The sequence below is a fragment of the Rhizobium sp. BE258 genome (assembly GCF_031457345.1).
Classification (GTDB): Bacteria; Pseudomonadota; Alphaproteobacteria; order Rhizobiales; family Rhizobiaceae; genus Rhizobium.
The window spans coordinates 1-19,173 of sequence record NZ_JAVDWL010000006.1 but is presented as its reverse complement, the minus strand read 5'-3'; the positions used below and the strand labels follow the sequence as shown (position 1 = coordinate 19,173).

Genomic DNA, 19,173 nt, shown 5'->3' with positions numbered 1-19,173 from the left:
ATCAGATCTCCACCTTCATGGCCCGGACATAGCCGATGCCGAGGATCAGCGAGATGATCAACGCGACGACCGCGACAGCAGCGCCATAGCCCAACTGGAACGCCGTGAAAGACTGGTTGTAGATATAGATGCTGACGAGCTCCGTCGCCCCGCCCGGACCGCCGCGCGTCAAGGCATAGACGAGACCGAACACGGCGATCGTCGAGACGGCAGAGATCAGCATGTAGAGCAGGATCGTCGGCATCATCAGCGGCAGCGTGATGCGGCGGAACATCTGCGATGGGGTAGCACCATCCATGCGGGCAGCCTCATAGATTTCGTTGGGAATAGTGCTGAGACCCGCGGTGAGCAGGATCATCGCCGTTGCGATGCCGCGCCAAGTGTTGACGATGATGATCATCGCCAGCGGAAAGGTGTTCAGCCAGTCAGCCGGCGCAATGCCGAAGAAGCTGACGATGCGCGACAGCGTCGCATGCTCGCCGCCCGCCAGCATCGATATCCACATGAAGCCGGCGACGACCTCAGGAGCGGCGTTCGGCAGTAGGATGATCGACGAGAAGATCTGCCGGAAACGTATCTCGCGGCGCAGCGCCATGGCGGATACGAGACCGAGCACGAACTGACCGATGACGGCCGAGCCGACCACGAAGAAGAAGGTAACGAGCAGCGAATTCCAGAACTTCGCATCATTGAACAGCCGCGCGTAGTTGCGCAGCCCGACGAAGCGGGGCCGCAGCGCAGCCGCACCGGTCAGCGCCTCGTTGGTGAAGCTCAGATAGACCGAGTACAACGCGGGATAGATGACGAAGGCAAGCAGCAGCACCAGCGACGGCAGCAGAATGATGAGAAGCTGGCGCTCGGCGCGGCGTTCATGAGAGTTTCTGATCATCGAAGCTCACAACCTTATCGAATGAAGCGGAAGACGCGGCAGACCTGCCGCGCCTCCCAATCTTGGGCGGGAGAAAGTACCCAAGGTTATTTCACGGCATCGTCGCCGAGCGTTTCCTTGACGTAGTCGACCAGGATCTTCTGGGCGCCGGCTGCATCGGTTTCCTTGCGCAGCAGCGCTTCGGTGGCGCGGGCAACGCCTTCCGAAACGGTGCCAAAGCCGGAAGCCTGCTTCAGGAACACGCCGTTTCCGGCAGCCGCATGGATCGGCACCAGTTCCGTCAGCTTCTGGAAGTCGGCATTCGAAGCCGCATCCTTGCTGGCCGGAATATTGCCGATGCGGGCCGCATAGGAGACCTGCGTTTCGACCGAGCCGATTTCCATCAGCGCCTTGATGGCCAGTTCCGCGTTAGCCGACTTGGCATTGACGGCCCACGGAGCCGCCAGGTTGGCGAGTACGTACTGGCCGCCGTTCTGGCCGGGAACCGTCCAGGTGCCGACGATCTTGGTCACGTCAGGGATCGGGTTCTTGCTCTCGCGGCCCCAGTCGAAAATGTAGCACCAGGAGCCGCAAGTGGTGGCAGCAAGCTTGCCCTGCGGGAACATTTCATACTTCGGCACGACCCACGGCTCGGGTCCGAGCAGCGGCTGAACCGGCATCAGGTCGTTGTCGATCAGCTGCTTGTAGACGTCGAAGACATCCTTGACGCCTTCGCCGTTGAGATCGAACTTGCCATCGGCATCGACGATCTGCGGCGTCTTCGAGCCGACGATCAGATGCTGGAAGCCCTCGTCGAACGCGCCGCCGCCCCAGGCCACACCGGCCGGGAAGAGCAGGCCATAGGCGCCGGTCTTCTTCTTGATCTCGGCTGCACGGTCGAGCAGGTCTTTCCAGCTCTTTGGCTGCTCGGTCGAAATACCGGCCTTATCGAGCACATCCTTGCGATAGTAGATTTCCTGGATGCCGAGCATGAAGGGCATCACATAGGTCTCGCCATCGGGGCTGACGGCCAGCTGCTTGGCCACATCGTAGAGGCCGTTATAGCCTTCCCAGGCCTTGAATTCCTTGGTGACAGGAGCGAGGTAACCGGCTTCCACCATATCAGCGACGGCAGATGCGGTCGGAATGGAGAACAGGTCGGGCGCATTGCCTGCGCCGAGTTCGGTCAGCAGCTTCGTCAGATAATCCTTGTCCGGCGCCGGGTATTCGACGACCTCGACCGTGACACCGTATTTCTTCTCGATGCGCTCGACCGTCGATTTCATGGCGTCGATACCCGACTGGCCATGGTTCGCAATCCGGATCGTTTCAGCATGAGCCAGCGTCGATACTGCGCTGAGCAATATGGCGCAAAGGCCACCGATAACCGTCTTCTTCAACGGAAGTCCTCCCTCTTGTTCACAATGGCGCCCTCCAGCACCTGTTCGAAAATGTACACGCATTCCCATGCCTGACAAGATGATTTTGCAATCGTTTCCGATGCAAAATTTAAATAGTTGTTTTTGAACGATAATTTATAACTTGCAACGAATACATCGTTTGTGTAATCGTTTGCACAATTGCATTCGGGAGGATTTTGCATGGTACAGAAACTACGCCTCGGCGTGATTGGCGCCGGGCTGAAGGCGGCCGAATATGCCCATAGCTGGGCCAAGATGCCGGAGATCGAATTCGCTGCTCTCGCCGATACCATCCCGGGTTCGCGCCAGCGGCTGATCGACGTCTGCAAGGAAGCCGGCGCACCCGAACCGGAAGCCTTTGAAGACTATCGTGACATGCTGGCGAAGCGCCGCGACGCGCTGGATATCATCTATATCTCCACCCCGCATGCATTCCATGGCGAACAGGCCGTCGCCGTCGCCGAGGCTGGGCTCGACCTCTTCCTGGAAAAACCGATGGTCACAACCGTCCCCGAAGCCGAACGGCTGATCGCCGCACAGAAGAAGACCGGCGTCACCATCGTCACCGCCTTCCAGGGCGGACTCTCGCCACTGGTGCTCGACACCCGCAAGCGGGCGCTGTCAGGCGAGTTCGGTGACCTGATCGCCATATCGGGCATGATCTGGGAAAGCTGGGCCGCCAACTATGAAGGTCACTGGAAGCAGCAGCCGGAAATATCCGGCGGCGGCTTCATGTTCGATACCGGCGCTCACATGATGAACACCGTCTGCCTGCTCGCCAATTCGGACTTCGAGAGCGTTTCAGCCTACATGCACAATCATGGCCGCAAGGTGGATATCGCCACAGCCGTTTCCGCTCGGCTGAAGAATGGCGCACTGGCGACGCTGACGGCAGCCGGCGAAGGCCCTCCCGGCTGCGCCTCTTACATCACCTTCTTCTATTCCAAGGCGATTGTGCGCATCGACGCCTGGGGCGGCTGGCGCGAGATCAGCTTCGGCCGGACCAGCGAGCCACGCGAAGAAGCCGAAATTCTCGGCAATCCGATGAAGAACTTCCTCGCCATCCGCGCCGGAAGCATGGAAAACTCCGGCTCCGTTGAAATGGGCCTGCGATTCGCTAGGCTCTGGGACGCAATCAAGGAATCGGCGGCGGCGGAGGGAGTGCCCGTCAGGATCGCCGTCTAAAGCAATTCCAGCAAAACTGCGCAGCGGTTTTGCGTCCGGAATTGCGCAACAACAGAGGTAGACCCGCTCCGCGATACGGAGAAGAGCGGAATGGGTCTGGACGGGGTGGAAGCAACATGAGCAGGAAACGCATCACATCCAAGGAGCTGGCGAAACTCGCCGGCGTGTCCTCGGCAACGATCTCGCGCGCCTTCTCACCCGATTCCCGCATCGGCAGCGCCACGCGCGACCGCATCCTCGCTGTCGCCCGCGAACACGGCTACCAGCCGAACGCCATCGCCCGTTCGCTCAATAACCAGCGCTCCCGCCTCGTTGCCTTGGTGGTCAACGCTATCGGCAACCCTTGCGAAGCGGAAGAACAGCAGCTGCTCGTCCATCGCCTGCAGGCACGCCAGCTTCTGCCGATCATTCTCTGCTGCGCCGATCATTCCGACCGGCTTCAGCTGATGCGGCTGGCCTCGACCTATCAGGTGGATCACGTCGTCGTCTTCTCCGACATGGTGTCGATGCAGGATGCCGTCGACATCTTCCACACGACGAAACCGATCATCGTCTCCTTCGAGCCGCTGGAGAACGAAAATGTTTCCAGCATCCGCATCGATGGCGCCGTCGGCGCTGCCGAGATCATCGACAAGATCGTCAAGGATGGAAAGATGCGCTTCGCCTATCTTTCCGGAACGAAATCCAGCTGGATCGACAAGCTACGCCGCAAATGGTTTGCCGATGGTCTTGCCAAGCACGGCTTGGCTTTTGAGGCAGAGGCCTTTGGCGACTATTCCTACGATTCCGGCTTCAAGGAAGCCGTCATGCTGCTGCACCGCTCGAAGGTGGATGCGATCATCTGCGGCAACGACGTGATGGCGATCGGTGCGCGCGACGCGGCCCGGCGCGTCCTCGGCAAGCAGACGCCCGGCGATATCGCCATCGTCGGCCAGGACGGCATCGCCATGGCCGCCTGGGATTGCAACGACCTGACAACGCTGAGCCTTGACCATGCCGCTTTCATGGATGCCGTGGTGGAAGTGATCGAACGCCACGAGCAGGATATCGAAGGCCCGCACAACATCACGCTTGCCTGCACGCCCCGCTGGGGCTCCACCGCGTAAGGCAGCGCTTTTCATTGCATCGAGGAGGAATTTCCATGACCATGATTTCACGCGCGCGCGCCTCGCGCCGCATCATTGCCCGCGCCTGCAGCAAGGAAGCCTGATATGCGTTCCGTCGTCTCCTTCAACGAATCCTGGAGCTTCCACGAGGGCTTCGGCCAGCGCCTGCTCGACGCTTTCGACGGCAGCACGACCGTCAGCCTGCCGCATACGGCCGTCGAACTGCCGTTCAATTATTTCGACGAGAAGAGCTATCAGCGGCCGTTCACCTATCAAAAGCTGCTGCGCTGGATGCCCGAATTCGAGGGCCGCGAAGTCTCTATCGTCTTCGACGGCGCCATGGCCGACAACGTCGTCTACCTGAACGGCGAAGAGATCATTGCCCACAAGGATGGCTACACGCCTTTCGAGGCCCGGCTGACAGGCAAGCTTATCAAGGGCGACAACCTGATCACCGTCAAGATCGACGGCAGCGAGAACCCTGCCATCCCGCCGTTCGGTGGCCGTATCGATTACCTCACCTATGCCGGCATCTACCGCGAAGTCTGGCTGAAGGTCACGGGCGCGGTCTCGCTCAGCAACATCAAGATCGAGACGCAGAACGCCCTTGCCGAAACGAAGTCGGCGACCGTTCATTGCAAGCTCGCCAATCCGCAGGACGCGACGTTCCTCGGCACGATATCCGGCACGATCCGCGATGCCTCGGGCATCGTCATCGCCACGGCAACGGCTGAGACCACGGGCGAGGACGTGACGCTCGGCTTCAGCGATCTGAGCGGCATCGCGCTCTGGGATATCGCTAATCCGGCGCTTTACGAACTGACCGTCGATCTCAAGACCAGCCATGGCTCGGATCGCCTCACCTCGAATTTCGGCTTCCGCACCGCCGAGTTCACGCCCGAAGGTTTCCTGTTGAACGGCAGGCCGCTGAAGCTACGCGGCCTCAACCGTCATCAGGCCTACCCCTATGTCGGCTATGCCGCCGGACGTTCCGCCCAGGAACTCGACGCGACGATCATGAAGACGGTGCTGAAGTGCAATATCGTCCGCACCTCACACTATCCGCAGTCCAAATGGTTCCTCGACCAGTGCGACCGGCTCGGCCTGCTGGTCTTCGAAGAAATCCCCGGCTGGCAGCATATCGGCGACCTCGAATGGCAGAAAGAGTCGATCGAAAACGTCCGCCGCATGATCGAGCGCGACTGGAACCACCCCTCGATCATCATCTGGGGCGTGCGCATCAACGAGTCGCTCGACAGCCACGACTTCTACGCCGAAACCAACCGCCTCGCTCGCGAGCTGGACCCAACCCGCCAGACCGGCGGCGTTCGTTATCTGACGGAAAGCGAACTGCTGGAAGACGTCTACACGATGAACGACTTCATCCTCGGCAACGAGGAACTGCCGGGCGCCAACCGCCCACGGACCGCGCTTCGCCCGCAGCAGGAAAATACAGGCCTCTCCCACAAGGTACCCTACCTGATCACCGAGTATAACGGCCACATGCATCCGACCAAGATGCATGACCCGGAACAGCGCCAGGCCGAACATGTGCGCCGTCATCTGGAAGTGCTGAACGCCGCCTATGGCGATCCCGACATCTCAGGCGCGATCGGCTGGTGCATGTTCGACTACAACACCCACAAGGATTTCGGCTCCGGCGACCGCATTTGCTACCACGGCGTCATGGACATGTTCCGCGAACCGAAATTCGCGGCTTACGTCTATGCCAGCCAGTGCGAACCTTCAGATGAAGTCATCATGAAGCCGGTGACCTTCTGGGCGCGCGGCGAACGCAGCATCGGCGGCGTACTGCCGCTGATCATTCTCACCAATTGCGATGAGGTGGAGCTGAAATACGGGACGCTGACCAAGCGCATCGGACCCGACCGCGAGAACTACCCGCACCTGCCGCATCCGCCCGTCGTTCTCGACCATCGGCACTTTACCGCCGATGAGCTCGGCACCTGGGGTCTGGAATGGATCGATGGCGAATTCACCGGCTTCATCGATGGCGAGCCGGTCGCGCATCTGACGCTGGCGGCTGCCCCGCTGCCTGCAAGGCTGCAACTCGCACCCGACGCGATCGCCCTGAAAGCGCGTGAGCGGGATAGCACCCGCGTCATCATCCGCGCACTCGACCAGCGTGATCAGCGCCTGCCATTCATGGATGACAGCGTCACGCTGCGCGTCGAGGGACCGGCGAAGATCGTCGGCCCGGGCAGCGTGCCGCTGCAGGGCGGCACGGCTGGCTTCTGGCTGGAAGCAACGGGACTGACAGGCACGATCACCGTGGAAGCGACCTCAAGCCGCTTCCCGCCCGTCAGTTTCACCGTAACCGCGCAGTGACGGATCAGGCGATCCGCAGCTGGCTCTGCGGGTCGAAGAACACCGCCTTGTCGAGATTGAAGGCAAGGCGGGTGTTCGTGCCCGCCTCGATGCCGGCATCGGCGCCGAGGCGCGCGACGACGGATTTGCCGCCGAGCTTTGTGACGGCGAATGTATCCGCGCCCGCGGGCTCGACAACTTCGATCATGCAATCACCGTGCGACACCGATTTCGCCTTGCGATCGACGCCATCGAGATCGGTGAGCGCTTCCGGGCGGATTCCGAAGATCACCGGCTTGCCATTGTAGCTCGTCAGGCTGTTGTTGCCCGAGGGCACCGGCAGCTTCAGCGGTTCCGCATTCGGGCGGTCGAGCGAAACCTGCAGACCGCCGGCGCCGTTCTCAACGGTCGCGTTCAGCAGGTTCATTGCCGGCGAACCCATGAAATCGGCCACGAAGACGTTGGCAGGGCTGTTGTAGATTTCGGCAGGCGTGCCGAACTGCTGCAACACGCCATCGCGCAGAACGGCGATCTTGGTTGCCAGCGTCATGGCCTCGATTTGGTCATGCGTCACGTAAACGATCGTCGTGCCCATGCGCTGGTGCAGGCGCTTGATTTCGGTGCGCATGTCGACGCGCAGCTTGGCATCCAGATTGGACAGCGGCTCGTCGAACAGGAAGACCTGCGGATTGCGCACCAGAGCACGGCCCATGGCAACGCGCTGTCGCTGGCCGCCGGAAAGCTGGCTCGGCTTGCGGTCCAGCAGATGGCCGATCTGCAGCATCTCGGAAACCTGCTTGATCGCCTTCTCGCGCTCTTCCTTCGGCACGCCGCGGATTTCCATGCCGAAGGCGATGTTTCCCGCCACCGTCATGTTCGGGTAGAGCGCGTAGCTCTGGAACACCATGGCGATATCGCGCTTCGACGGATGCAGGTCGTTGATCGCCCGGCCGTTGACGCGGATTTGGCCTTCGGTGATCGTCTCAAGACCGGCAATGGTGTTGAGCAGCGTGGACTTGCCGCAGCCGGAAGGCCCGACGAGCACGAGGAAGCCGCCCTCTTCGAGCTCGAGATCGATCCCCTTGAGGATATCGACGGCGCCGAAGCGCTTCTTGAGACCGGAAATTTCAAGGAAAGCCATGGATTATCCTTTGACGGCGCCCGCCATGAGACCGCGCACGAAATAGCGGCCGGCGAGAATGTAAACGAAGAGCGTCGGCACGGCGGCGATCATCGCCGCGGCCATGTTGACATTGTATTCGACCACGCCGGTCGAGGTATTGACGACGTTGTTCAGCGCCACCGTCATCGGCATCGATTCACCGGTGCCCGCGTAAGCCGAGGCAAACAGGAAGTCGTTCCAGATGTTGGTGAACTGGTAGATAACAGTCACCACGATGATCGGCAGCGAGTTCGGCAGCATGATGCGGCGGAAGATCTGGAAGAAGCTGGCGCCATCGACCTGGGCAGCGCGCACCAGCTCCGTCGGGAAGGCTTCATAGAAATTCCGGAAGAACAGCGTCGTGAACCCGAGACCGTAGACGACATGGACGAAAACCAGGTTGACCGTCGGGTTGCCGAAACCGAAGTTCATGCCCGTCGCATTCTGCAGCGTCATGCCGAACCGGCCGAACATGCCGAGGATCGTCGCCATGGGCAGCAGTACCGACTGGAACGGGATAAAGCAGGCAAACAGCATCAGGCCGAAAACCAGCGTATGACCCGGGAAGCGCCACTTCGTCAGCACGTAGCCGTTCAGCGCACCGAGCACGGTGGAGATCGCAACGGCGGGTACGACCATTTTGATCGAATTCCAGAAGTAGCCCTTGATCCCGGCACAGGTCAGACCGACGCAGGTCTCGCCCCAGGCCTTGAACCAGGGATCGAGCGTCGGCGACTGCGGCAGCGACAGCATGTTGCCGTTCTGGATCTCGTCCATCGTCTTGAACGAGGTGACCAGCATCACGAAGAGCGGCATCAGGTAGAGGACCGCAAAGATGATCAGCAGCCCATAGATCGCCGTGCGGCCGATCCAGCGATTGTTGTTGCCGTTGGAAACGGCGGGAGAGACGACGCTGCTCATCGGGATTTCTCCCTCAGTTCGGAATAGAGATAGGGAACGATGATCGCCGAGATCGTCATCAGCATGATGATCGCGCTGGCCGAGCCGACCGCCATCTCGTTCCGCTTGAACGTATATTCATACATGAAGTTCGACGGCAGCCAGGCCGAACCGCCGGGACCGCCCGACGTCAGCGCGACCACCAGGTCGTAGGACTTGATCGCCATGTGGGCGAGCACGATAAAGGCAGACAGGAACACCGGGCGCAGCATCGGAATGATGATGCGGCGGTAGAGCTGCAGCGTTGAAGCGCCATCGATCTGCGCCGCCTTGATGATCTCGCCGTCGATCCCGCGCAGACCCGCCAGGAACATGGCCATGACGAAGCCGGACGCCTGCCAGACGCCAGCGATGACGACGGTATAGATCACGAAATCCTTGTTCTTGATCCAGTCGAAATGGAAGCTCGTCCAGCCGAACTGGTGCAGCGTCTGCTCCAGGCCGAGGCCCGGATCGAGGAACCACTTCCAGGCGACGCCGGTGACGATGAAGGACAGCGCCATCGGATAGAGGAAAATCGGGCGCAGCACGCCCTCGCCGCGGATCTTCTGGTCGAGCAAGATCGCCAAGAGCAGACCGAGTCCCAGGCAGATGCCGATATAGAGGAACCCGAAGATCCCCATATTGGTGATCGACGTGTACCAGGACGACGGCGGATCGCTCTCGAACGTCCAGCGCCACAGGCGCTGATAGGCGCGCGGGCCGGTCAAGTCGTAAGACGGAAAGGTCTTGGAATTGGTGAAGGAAAGATACGCCGTCCAGACGATGAAGCCATAGACGAAAACGATCGTGATCAGGAAGCTCGGCGCCAGCACGATCTTCGGCAGGGCATCCTGCAACCGGCCGCGAATGGACGCGCGGGTCGAAGGACTGGAGGTCAGGACCGGATCGGTGGTCGCAACAGTGCTCATGAAATCAATCTCCTCCCCGCAGCATACCTGCAGGGCGCAAAGGCCTCCCCGCACTGTGCGGGGAGGCCGGATGTCGAACAGGTATTAGCGAGCGTCGTCGATCGCCTGGACGAGCTGGGTCACAGCTTCGTCGGAGGTCTTGATCTGACCATGTACGAACTTCGAGACGACGTCCTTATAGGCGTTGGCGATTGCCGGAGGCGCGCCGTAACCCTGAGCGAGCGAACCGAACAGCGTGCCGCCGTCGTTTGCCTTCTTCAGGTCGGCGATGCCCTTCTTGCCGCACGCGTCGAAAGCCGTATCCGGAACGTCGGTACGGGCCGGAACCGAACCCTTGACGACGTTGAATGCCGACTGGAAGCTCTTCGACAGCGTTGCCGTTGCGAGCGCCACCTGAGCGGCCTTGCGGTCTTCAGGAACGTTGAACATGCCGAACATGTCGGAGTTGTAGATCACGCTGCCATCGGTGCCCGGGAAGCGGTAGCACAGGAAGTCCTTATCCGGGGTCTTCTTGGCAGCGACGAATTCGCCCTTCGCCCAGTCGCCCATGACCTGAACCAGAGCATCACCCTTGATGACCATGGCGGTTGCCAGGTTCCAGTCGCGGCCCGAGAAGTTCGGGTCGACATACTTGATGATCTTGGCGAGGTTATCGAAGGACTTCTTCATCGTGTCGGACTTCAGAGAGTCTTCGTCGAGATCGTTGAAGGCCTTCTTGTAGAATTCAGGACCACCGGTCGACAGGACGATCGAGTCGAACATCGTGGCTTCCTGCCAGTTCTGACCGCCGAGAGCGAGCGGAACGACGCCAGCCGCCTTGGCCTTGTCGAGAAGCGCGATCAGGTCATCGAAGGTCTTCGGCTCGGTGCCGCCGATCTTGTCCATGACGGCCTTGTTGATCCACAGCCAGTTGACCGAGTGAACGTTAACAGGGGCAGCGACCCACTTGCCGTCATAGACGGAGAACTTCTGCAGAGCCGCCGGAACCGACTTGTCCCAGCCTTCCTTCTTCGCGGTCTCGGTCAGGTCGCCCATGACGCCTGCCTGAGCATAGTCGAGAACGGTGTAGCCCAGCATCTGCGATGCGGTCGGGTAGGTACCGGCAGCAACCATCGCCTTCAGCGCGGTCATTGCAGCATCACCACCACCACCAGCAACCGGCACATCCTTCCAGGCGTAACCTTCTTTGGAAAGGTCGCCCTTCAAGACGTTGAGAGCCGCAGCTTCACCGCCCGAAGTCCACCAGTGCAGCATCTGCACTTCCTTGACGTCGGCCGCATGGGCGCCGAACGCAGCCATCATCACGGCAGCAGCAGCCACCGAGCCCAAAAACTTGCGCATAGTCTTCCTCCCGTTTGCAAGTCGGCAGCGAAAGCCTTTTCCGCCACCCTGATGCTTCCCACTCGCCGAGTGAGCAAACATGCCGCCGCCTTCCGGCTGCGGTTGACAATTTAAAACGATATAAATTACGCGGCGTCAAGTCTTTCTCGACTTCCGAGAAAAAAGATTATTAATGACTCAAACTACTGAAATTGCTATATAATGCGTATCATTGCGCTGAAATCGCAAAAATTTAAAACGTTTTCATAACTTTATTGCTTGCAATGCATCTGCCCGTTATGTTGATTGCCGCAGCCCAGGAAGGCCAAGTTGACCGATCCGATGAAGCCGCCCCGCGGCGAAAACCAAGACAATCTTCTGAGACGTGGCAAGCCGACGCTGCGCACGATCGCCAACCTGACCGGTTTGGCGGTGACGACGGTATCGCGCGCGCTCAGCGACGCACCGCAAATCTCGCTGGAAACCCGCGAGCGGGTGCACAAGATCGCCCGCGAAATCGGCTATCTCCCGGATCGCGCGGCGCAGCGCCTGAAGACCGGCCGCACCAATGTCATCAGCATCCTGCTCGACTCGCACCAGGAAGTCGTCGGCTTTGGCACCTCGATCATGTACGGCATTGCCAAGGCTCTGAAAGAGACCTCTTACCATCTGGTCGTGGCGCCGAACTTCCTCTCGACCACCGAGCTCGAGGCTGCCGAATACATCGTCCGCAACAGCTTCGCCGATGGCGTCATCTTTACCCGCACCGAACCCTTCGATGCCCGCGTCCGGATGCTGATCGAGACCGGCTTTCCATTCGTCAGCCACGGCCGCACCGAATTTTCGACACAGCATCCCTATGTCGATTACGACAATTATGCCTTTGCCTATGAGGCGACGCGCCGCTTGATCACCAAGGGACGCAAGAAGGTCACCCTTCTGCTGCCACCACGGCGGCTGACATTTTACCAGCACCTGCTGCACGGCTTCATGACCGCCGTCCGCGAGGCGGGCGCCAGCTATGAGATCTCCGAGGAGATCACGCTCGATTCCCCGGCAAGCGCCATCCGCGACTATGTCCGCACGCGCGCTGCCGCCCCCGATGCCCCGGATGGCTTTATCTGTCCGGGCGAGGTGTCAGCGCTTGCGACCATCACCGGCATGAGCGACGCCGGGCTTCAACTGGCCGAGGACTACGATATCGTCGCCAAGGAGCATTCGCGCCTGTTGACCCAGCTGCAGCCAAAGGTCGAGACGATCTACGAAGACCTTGTTGCCGCCGGCGAATTGCTCGGCCGGATGCTGATCGAGCGCATCAACGACCCGGAAACAGCGGACAACCGCCAGCTCATCCAGACGCCACAGATCGTGTTTCCGCCCTTGTGAGCGCTGCCGACGGCTCGATTTCCGCAAGCAGCGGCAGATGATCGGACGCGCGCCGCGCCAGCGGATCGGCGATCGCCGTCACCCGCCTGACACCAAGCCCTTCCGAGACGAAGACGTGGTCGATCCGCAGCACCGGAAGTCGCGACGGATAGGTCGGCCGCGGCTTACCACCGGCCAGAAGCTGGGCGTCTCGAAACTGCCGGGCAAGCGTCCGGTATGCGGGCGATAGCGGAATGGCGTTGAGATCACCGCAGATGATCGACGGCGCAGCCTGAAATGCCGACGACCCGATCCAGTCCTTGCCGAGCAACGCCGCTACCTGCCGTGCCCTGTCTACACCCCGCAGGCCAAGATGCGTGTTGAGAACGTTGAGCGTCAGGCCGTTGACATCGACCTGCACCCAGATCGCCCCGCGGGTCTCGCCGACAGAAGGCAGCGGCCCTGCCCGCATCAGCCTGGTCGGTAGCGCGGTCAGGATGGCGTCACCATACTTCTCCTCCTCGACATGCAAGGCCGGATGGAAATGCGACTCCATCTTCAGAAGGCCCGCGATGAGATGCGCCTGATCGACGCCTCCCGTTCGCTTGCGGCCAACGTCCAGCTCCTGCAGCGCAATGATATCGGCACCCGACTGGGCGATGACATCGGCGACCCGGTGCGGATCGATCCGCCGGTCGGTACCGACGCAGCTATGCACGTTGTAGGTCAGGATTCTGATCGATCGGCCGCCCTGCAGAGGTGAAATACCGGAGAATGTGCTCATGCTGGGGGAACCCGCATTCCGCTTGTTTCGTTCCATAAACTGGAAACTGCAACGCAAGACGGAAAACTCATGCCGGGCAAACGCCTCATCATCAATGCCACCCTCATTCTCGGCCTGCTGCTGGCCGCCTACCTTCTCCACAGGGTCTTCAGCCGCTACTCGCTGGAGGAGGTGATGCAGTCGATCGCGGCGATCCCGGTGTCCAGGCTCGCCGCCGGGACGGGCTTTGCGGCACTCTCCTATCTCTGCCTCACCGGCTTCGACTGGATGGGCCTGCGCTATGCCGGCAAACCGCTGAGCTACCTGAAGGCGGCGATCGCCTCCTTTACCGGCCTTTCGATCGGTCACAACCTCGGCATCGCCGCCCTGAGCAGCGGCGCCGTCCGTTACCGCTACTACGCCCGCTGGGGACTAAACACCGAGGAAGTCGCCAAGGTGATCCTCTTCTGCGGCGTCACCGTCGGCATCGGCCTCTCGGCCCTCGCCGGTATCGCGCTTCTCGTCAATCCCGGCGATGCAGCCAATCTGTTGCACCTCAGCTCGTCCGGCCTGTTCTTTCTCGGCCTCGCGTGCTTGGGCATTCCCGCGGTCTACGTTCTTCTGGCTGCCACCGTTCGCGCGCCGCTGAAACTGTGGAAATGGCAGTTCCAGATGCCGGAGGTTAAGCTGGCCGCCGGGCAGGTGGTGATCGGAACGCTGAACTTCATCTGCGTTTCCGCCTGTCTGCATCAGATGCTGGCGGCGCAGGGCGAAGCCAGCTTCGTGCAGACGGCAACCGCCTTCGTGCTCGCCAATATCGCCATCCTCCTCACCCATGTTCCGGGCGGGCTGGGCGTGCTGGAGGCAACCGTCAGCCACGTTCTTCCGGGCGCCGCATCGATCGGCGCACTTGTGGCCTTCAGGGTGATCTATTTCATTCTGCCCCTGCTGATCGGCCTGCCGGTCTTCGCCATCAGCGAAATCGTCATCCGCAAGCGGAAAACGGCAAGCTCAGAAAAACACGCTGACCAGACGGCCGACGCGCAGGCGCAACCGCTGTAACGGCCAGTACGGCCTGCGCGGATCGACGATCCCGGTCCCCGGCAACGGACTGATCCCACCATGGGCAATATCAACGGCGAATTCGCGCAACCCGCGTGGGCCACGGTTCAGCGCCTTTATAGTATCTAGCACCGATCGCTTTTCACTCTCCATCCGCCGCACCTCTTCGGGCTGCGCATCGAGATGCTCGGCCATCAGCCGGTGGCGAAGCGAGGTGATCGCCTGGCGGTGACCATCGGTCTCCGCCTCGATCGCCAGATCGCATTCCGTATCCAAGCCCTCGGAGCGGTTGTTCAGGTTCGACGAGCCGATGCGGATAAATGCATCATCGACGATCATCAGCTTGGAGTGGATGACGATTTCCTGCTCGCCGCCCTTCTCGTCAGGCACCACGGCATACATGACACGCAGCCGGTCATAACGGTCGATACGCTTTAGCCGGCGGATCAGCCGATCGCGATTGTTGCCCATCGTCAGTTTCTCGATGAAGCCGTGCGAGCTGCGGGTAACGAGAACCGCGATTTCAGGACCTTCGATCTCCTTCAGCCGCTTGGCGATCTCGCGCGCCACACCGAAGGAGGCCAGATATTGGGTTTCGATATAGATGTGCCTGCGCGCCGCCCGGATCGCATCCCGCGTCAGCCGGAAAGCTTCGTAATGGCCGCGCTTGCCGATCAATCCGGGTTCTGTCAACGCAATCGCCGCCGTCGCATTGGTCATTTCTGCCGGGACAGCCAATGGCCATTCGGCACCACTTGCAGCGGCAGGTTCGATCCGCTCGCCGGTCGCCTTCCGCCACCTGCGGCGCGCGACATCGCCGATCAGACCCGCGGCCTCACCTGACACCATCGACTGCATGTCATGAACTGGTTCATAGGGCGTGCCGTCAGGCGCCCTGCGCAGCGGATTACCGATCCGGTGATCCGGCTCGTCCCAGCGCCGGGCCGTGAGGTCGATGCCGCCCAGGAAACCCAGGCTGTCGTCGATCGAAACCAGTTTCTGGTGATGGCAACCGCGCAGCGGATGGCGCAGATCGAAACGCATGGAGATCTGCGGATGAGACGAGAACCCGCTCTCGCGGAAGAGCCGCAGCGACTTGCCCGAATAGATCGGCCCCATGCCCCAAACAAGAATCCGGATTTGCAAGCCCGGATGCTCATCGGCAAGCGACAGCAGCAATTCCCCGAGCGTTTCGGAACTCTGCTTTGGGCGGAGACGGATATCGGGATTGAAATCCCAGCCGACGATCCAGATCGTCTGCCGCGCTTTCCTGAGCGCCTGATCCAGGGCGGAAAAATAGGCAGATCCATCCACCAGGAACGCGACTCTCTCGGCCTTGCCGGCACGCCAGGCATTGCGGCCCGTGCGAATGATGCCACCAGGCACTGCTGTTACCGCAGCCTTCATCGTGCGCCGGGCCGCTCCGGCAATCAGATCGATTGCATTTGCCGTCTTGCGGCTATCGCCGGCTGCTTGAAAATCCATCATCCTGTGCCGGTGCCCCACGCTTTTTCGATGCGTGCCTCAACGTGCGAAACGCCGCCACAGTTCCCGTACACCGAACAAAAATTATGGCTCTACAGGGCCTTGCCGCCGTGCCGTGGCGATCGGGCCCTTGCCGAGCCGATGCATTTCCCGCATGCCTTGGATAAATCAGGGAGGATGCCGTATGCGAAACTACTCAGCCTGCATTGAATGGCTGTTTGCCGAACCGGGCGACGAATTCTCAAGCCGCATCGATAGCGCCGCAGAGGCCGGTCTGCATTTCATCGAATTCTGGCGCTGGACCGACAAGGATCTCGACGCCATCGAGCGCACGCTGAAGAGCACCGGCCTCAAGGTTTCGAGCCTCGTAGCCGAACCGATGATTCCGCTGACAGACATCGCTAATCGCGAAGCCTGGCTCGAAGGCCTGAAGCAATCCGTCGAGGTCGCAAAGCGGCTCGGCGCCCCGGTGCTGATCGCGCAAGCCGGAGACGACCTGCCGGGCCCATCGCGCGAGGAGCAGCGTGCCGCGCTGACAGACACGCTGCGCGCCGCCGCCGATATCCTGAAAGGCACCGGCGTCCGCCTCGGCGTCGAGCCGCTCAACACGCGCATCGACCATATCGGCTATTTCCTCGGCTCGACGAAGGAAGCACTCGATATCGTCGATGACGTCGACCGGCCGGAAATTGGCATCGTCTACGATATCTACCATTCCGCAGTGATGGACGAGAAAACTGAAGACGTCATCGGCGGGCGCGTCTCCCGCGTCGTCCACCTCCACATTGCCGACCACCCTGGCCGCAATGATCCCGGGACAGGAACGATCGACCTCAAGCATCGCCTCGATTGGCTCTACGCGGAGGGCTACGACGGTGTCGTGGGAATGGAGTACCGGCCCGTAAAACCCGGCCGCGACGGCGTCACGGCAGCAATCGAATCGCTTGGCGGCTGAACAGCAGCGGCCTATCGATCGCTGCCTGCCTCCATACTCCATGGGCTCACCGCCACCAGCTTTTCCAGCCAGTTGCGAAAGGAGACCAGTGGCGGATAGTTTGCGCGCGATTGCGGCCAGGCGAGCCAATAGGTTCCGCTGCCGGTTACCGACGGTTTCAGCAGCGAAAGAAGCCGCCCCTGCTGGATTTCGTCCCTAGCCAGATAGTCGGGCAGCAGCGCCACGCCCAGTCCGGCGATCGCAGCCTGGGTCATGGTCGCGAACTGATCGAAAAGCATGCCTGTGACGTTTTTCGGTTTGATCCCCTGGGCTTCGAACCAGATTGCCCAGGCCTTCGTTCGCGTTTCGAGCTGCAGCAGCGGCAGGTCCAGCACGTCGCCCGCATCGTTGACAGGCTTGTCTCTCAGCAGCGCCGGTGAGATGCAAGCCGTCAGGCGCTCCTCGAAGAGCTCGAGATGATCGGCGTCGCGCCAATCGGCGGCGCCAAAATGGATTGCCGCGTCGAACCCCTCGGCGGCGAAATTGAAGCGCTTCAGGCGGGTCGCCAGGCTGACATTGATCCCGGGATGGTCCTTGAGGAAATCTCCGAGCCGCGGCGCAAGCCATCGTGTGCCAAAGGCCGGCAGGATGGCGAGCGTCAGCGTGCCGCCGCCGGGATTGGCGGAAAACTCCATGCTGCTGCGCTGGATCAGATCGAGTGCCCGGCTGATGTCGCGGCCATAGGCCTGCGCCGCCTCGGTCGGCACCAGCCGCTGCCTGTACCTGTCGAAAAGCGGGCGCCCGAGCTGCTGTTCCAGCGTCTGGATCAGCCGGCTGACCGTGCTTTGCGTCAGATTGAGCTCGCGCGCAGCCGCCGCCGTGGATCCACTGCGCAGCACCGCCTCGAAGGCCGAGAGATGGCTGATATGGGGAAGAAATCGTCTCTGGCGCATGGTCAACCTATGCATCGCATGCATCAACTCATTCGCAAATACAGTTTCCATAGACATCAGGCAATCGATAGACGCATAATTCCCGATGAAACCCATGTCTTTGCCGTGAGGATCGCTTGTCAAACTCTACCAACACAGTTTCCAAACCATCGTCGAGCGCATTCGCTTGGGATGACCCTTTCCTGCTGGACGAGCAACTGAGCGAAGATGAGCGGATGATTCGCGACTCGGCAGCCGCTTTCGCCAAGGCCGAGCTGCTGCCCCGCGTCCAGGAAGCCTATCTCGACGAGCAAACCGACAAGGGCCTCTTCAAGCTGATGGGCCAGACCGGCCTGCTCGGCGTCACGCTGCCGGAAGAATATGGCGCTGCCAACGCCTCCTACGTCGCCTACGGCCTCGTCGCCCGGGAGATCGAGCGCATCGATAGCGGCTACCGCTCGATGATGAGCGTCCAGTCCTCGCTGGTCATTTACCCGATCTATGCCTACGGCTCCGACGAGCAGAGGAAGAAATATCTGCCAGGCCTCGTTTCGGGCGAGCTGATCGGCTGTTTCGGCCTCACCGAGCCGGATGCAGGCTCCGATCCGGGCGGCATGAAGACCCGTGCCGAGAAGATCGAGGGCGGTTATCGCCTGCGCGGCTCCAAGATGTGGATCTCAAACGCGCCGATCGCCGATGTCTTCGTCGTCTGGGCGAAATCCGAAGCCCACAACAATGAGATCCGCGGCTTCGTGCTTGAAAAGGGCATGAAGGGCCTCTCAGCGCCAAAAATCGGCGGCAAGCTGTCGCTGCGCGCCTCGGTCACCGGCGAGATCGTGCTGGACAGCGTCGAAGTTGGCGAAGACGCGATCCTGCCCGGCGTCTCGGGTCTCAAAGGCCCCTTCGGCTGCCTCAACCGCGCCCGCTACGGCATTTCCTGGGGTGTGATGGGTGCGGCCGAAGACTGCTGGTTCCGCGCCCGCCAATACGGCCTCGACCGCAAGCAGTTCGGCAAGCCGCTCGCCGGCATGCAGCTCTACCAGAAGAAGCTCGCCGACATGCAGACCGAGATCGCCCTTGGTCTGCAGGGATCTCTGCGCGTCGGCCAGCTCATGGATCAGCACAAGATGGCGCCGGAGATGATCTCTATCGTCAAGCGCAACAATTGCGGCAAGGCGCTGGATATTGCCCGCCAGGCCCGCGACATGCACGGCGGCAACGGCATCCAGATCGAATTCCACGTCATGCGCCATTCGCAGAACCTGGAAACGGTCAACACCTACGAGGGCACGCACGACGTCCACGCTTTGATCCTGGGCCGGGCGCAGACCGGCATCCAGGCGTTCTTCTAGGGAATAGAGTTGAACGCAA

Annotated in this window: 16 protein-coding genes; 7 read left to right on the top strand and 9 right to left on the bottom strand. The window is 61.1% G+C overall.

Annotation, left to right across the window (positions count from 1 at the left end):
• Position 1 precedes the first annotated feature (1 nt).
• Together J2X43_RS20685 and J2X43_RS20680 are read right to left on the bottom strand one after the other, a co-directional pair.
• Entirely contained in the window at positions 2-889 is an 888-nt protein-coding gene (locus tag J2X43_RS20685) for a carbohydrate ABC transporter permease (RefSeq protein WP_112516886.1), read from the bottom strand.
• Positions 890-975: 86 nt separating this feature from the next.
• A complete protein-coding gene (locus J2X43_RS20680; protein WP_310296749.1) occupies positions 976-2,268 on the bottom strand; it encodes an extracellular solute-binding protein in 1,293 nt (430 codons plus the stop codon).
• 201 nt (positions 2,269-2,469) lie between these two features.
• Here J2X43_RS20680 and J2X43_RS20675 point away from each other — a divergent pair, with 201 nt between their 5' ends.
• The 3 genes from J2X43_RS20675 (at position 2,470) to J2X43_RS20665 (ending at position 6,929) form a co-directional block, all read left to right on the top strand.
• Positions 2,470-3,474: a Gfo/Idh/MocA family oxidoreductase gene (locus J2X43_RS20675; RefSeq protein ID WP_310296747.1), complete on the top strand. Its 1,005-nt coding sequence runs from the start codon at positions 2,470-2,472 to the stop codon at positions 3,472-3,474.
• 116 nt (positions 3,475-3,590) lie between these two features.
• Entirely contained in the window at positions 3,591-4,580 is a 990-nt protein-coding gene (locus J2X43_RS20670; RefSeq protein WP_310296745.1) for a LacI family DNA-binding transcriptional regulator, read from the top strand.
• 105 nt (positions 4,581-4,685) lie between these two features.
• Positions 4,686-6,929: a glycoside hydrolase family 2 TIM barrel-domain containing protein gene (locus J2X43_RS20665; RefSeq protein ID WP_310296744.1), complete on the top strand. Its 2,244-nt coding sequence runs from the start codon at positions 4,686-4,688 to the stop codon at positions 6,927-6,929.
• A 4-nt stretch (positions 6,930-6,933) separates the two neighbouring features.
• Here J2X43_RS20665 and J2X43_RS20660 read toward each other — a convergent pair whose 3' ends face one another.
• The 4 genes from J2X43_RS20660 to J2X43_RS20645 form a co-directional block, all read right to left on the bottom strand.
• A complete protein-coding gene (locus J2X43_RS20660) occupies positions 6,934-8,049 on the bottom strand; it encodes an ABC transporter ATP-binding protein (protein ID WP_112537112.1) in 1,116 nt (371 codons plus the stop codon).
• Between the two features lie 3 nt (positions 8,050-8,052).
• Entirely contained in the window at positions 8,053-8,991 is a 939-nt protein-coding gene (locus J2X43_RS20655) for a carbohydrate ABC transporter permease (RefSeq protein WP_310296742.1), read from the bottom strand.
• Positions 8,988-9,941: a carbohydrate ABC transporter permease gene (locus J2X43_RS20650; protein WP_112385689.1), complete on the bottom strand. Its 954-nt coding sequence runs from the start codon at positions 9,939-9,941 to the stop codon at positions 8,988-8,990. The genes J2X43_RS20655 and J2X43_RS20650 overlap by 4 nt, the downstream gene beginning before the upstream one ends.
• Before the next feature lie 84 nt (positions 9,942-10,025).
• Positions 10,026-11,282, bottom strand: a complete 1,257-nt coding sequence (locus tag J2X43_RS20645; RefSeq protein ID WP_112385690.1) for an ABC transporter substrate-binding protein — start codon at positions 11,280-11,282, stop codon at positions 10,026-10,028.
• A 309-nt stretch (positions 11,283-11,591) separates the two neighbouring features.
• Between J2X43_RS20645 and J2X43_RS20640 the strand changes: the two genes are divergently transcribed.
• Positions 11,592-12,647 (top strand): LacI family transcriptional regulator, encoded by a 1,056-nt coding sequence (locus tag J2X43_RS20640; protein WP_310296740.1) that lies wholly within the window; start codon positions 11,592-11,594, stop codon positions 12,645-12,647.
• Here the strand turns inward: J2X43_RS20640 and J2X43_RS20635 are convergent.
• On the bottom strand, positions 12,610-13,410 hold the full coding sequence (locus J2X43_RS20635; RefSeq protein WP_310296738.1) for an endonuclease/exonuclease/phosphatase family protein: 801 nt from the start codon (positions 13,408-13,410) through the stop codon (positions 12,610-12,612). The two genes, J2X43_RS20640 and J2X43_RS20635, sit on opposite strands and share 38 nt — an antisense overlap.
• A 69-nt stretch (positions 13,411-13,479) precedes the next feature.
• Here J2X43_RS20635 and J2X43_RS20630 point away from each other — a divergent pair, with 69 nt between their 5' ends.
• The gene (locus tag J2X43_RS20630) at positions 13,480-14,451 is read left to right on the top strand and encodes a lysylphosphatidylglycerol synthase domain-containing protein (RefSeq protein ID WP_310296737.1); all 972 of its coding nucleotides are present in this window, start codon (positions 13,480-13,482) and stop codon (positions 14,449-14,451) included.
• Here the strand turns inward: J2X43_RS20630 and J2X43_RS20625 are convergent.
• The gene (locus J2X43_RS20625) at positions 14,401-15,936 is read right to left on the bottom strand and encodes a phospholipase D-like domain-containing protein (protein ID WP_310296735.1); all 1,536 of its coding nucleotides are present in this window, start codon (positions 15,934-15,936) and stop codon (positions 14,401-14,403) included. The two genes, J2X43_RS20630 and J2X43_RS20625, sit on opposite strands and share 51 nt — an antisense overlap.
• A 184-nt stretch (positions 15,937-16,120) precedes the next feature.
• On the opposite strand from J2X43_RS20625, the gene J2X43_RS20620 reads away from it, so the two are divergent.
• Complete coding sequence (locus J2X43_RS20620) at positions 16,121-16,891, top strand: TIM barrel protein (RefSeq protein WP_310296733.1); 771 nt, start codon at positions 16,121-16,123, stop codon at positions 16,889-16,891.
• A gap of 11 nt (positions 16,892-16,902) precedes the next feature.
• On the opposite strand, the gene J2X43_RS20615 is transcribed toward J2X43_RS20620, so the two are convergent.
• A complete protein-coding gene (locus J2X43_RS20615; RefSeq protein WP_310297521.1) occupies positions 16,903-17,823 on the bottom strand; it encodes a LysR family transcriptional regulator in 921 nt (306 codons plus the stop codon).
• A gap of 116 nt (positions 17,824-17,939) precedes the next feature.
• Between J2X43_RS20615 and J2X43_RS20610 the strand changes: the two genes are divergently transcribed.
• Positions 17,940-19,154, top strand: coding sequence for an acyl-CoA dehydrogenase (locus tag J2X43_RS20610; protein WP_310296731.1), 1,215 nt, complete (start codon positions 17,940-17,942; stop codon positions 19,152-19,154).
• Positions 19,155-19,173 lie beyond the last annotated feature (19 nt).

Bases quoted from the DNA above. Each gene is read 5' to 3' on its own strand.
- J2X43_RS20670 (WP_310296745.1), top strand. From the start codon at position 3,591: ATGAGCAGGAAACGCATCACATCCAAGGAGCTGGCGAAACTCGCCGGC.
- J2X43_RS20685 (WP_112516886.1), bottom strand. From the start codon at position 889: ATGATCAGAAACTCTCATGAACGCCGCGCCGAGCGCCAGCTTCTCATC.
- J2X43_RS20645 (WP_112385690.1), bottom strand. From the start codon at position 11,282: ATGCGCAAGTTTTTGGGCTCGGTGGCTGCTGCTGCCGTGATGATGGCT.
- J2X43_RS20635 (WP_310296738.1), bottom strand. From the start codon at position 13,410: ATGAGCACATTCTCCGGTATTTCACCTCTGCAGGGCGGCCGATCGATC.
- J2X43_RS20615 (WP_310297521.1), bottom strand. From the start codon at position 17,823: ATGCGCCAGAGACGATTTCTTCCCCATATCAGCCATCTCTCGGCCTTC.
- J2X43_RS20665 (WP_310296744.1), top strand. From the start codon at position 4,686: ATGCGTTCCGTCGTCTCCTTCAACGAATCCTGGAGCTTCCACGAGGGC.
- J2X43_RS20655 (WP_310296742.1), bottom strand. From the start codon at position 8,991: ATGAGCAGCGTCGTCTCTCCCGCCGTTTCCAACGGCAACAACAATCGC.
- J2X43_RS20620 (WP_310296733.1), top strand. From the start codon at position 16,121: ATGCGAAACTACTCAGCCTGCATTGAATGGCTGTTTGCCGAACCGGGC.
- J2X43_RS20650 (WP_112385689.1), bottom strand. From the start codon at position 9,941: ATGAGCACTGTTGCGACCACCGATCCGGTCCTGACCTCCAGTCCTTCG.
- J2X43_RS20630 (WP_310296737.1), top strand. From the start codon at position 13,480: ATGCCGGGCAAACGCCTCATCATCAATGCCACCCTCATTCTCGGCCTG.
- J2X43_RS20675 (WP_310296747.1), top strand. From the start codon at position 2,470: ATGGTACAGAAACTACGCCTCGGCGTGATTGGCGCCGGGCTGAAGGCG.
- J2X43_RS20660 (WP_112537112.1), bottom strand. From the start codon at position 8,049: ATGGCTTTCCTTGAAATTTCCGGTCTCAAGAAGCGCTTCGGCGCCGTC.
- J2X43_RS20625 (WP_310296735.1), bottom strand. From the start codon at position 15,936: ATGGATTTTCAAGCAGCCGGCGATAGCCGCAAGACGGCAAATGCAATC.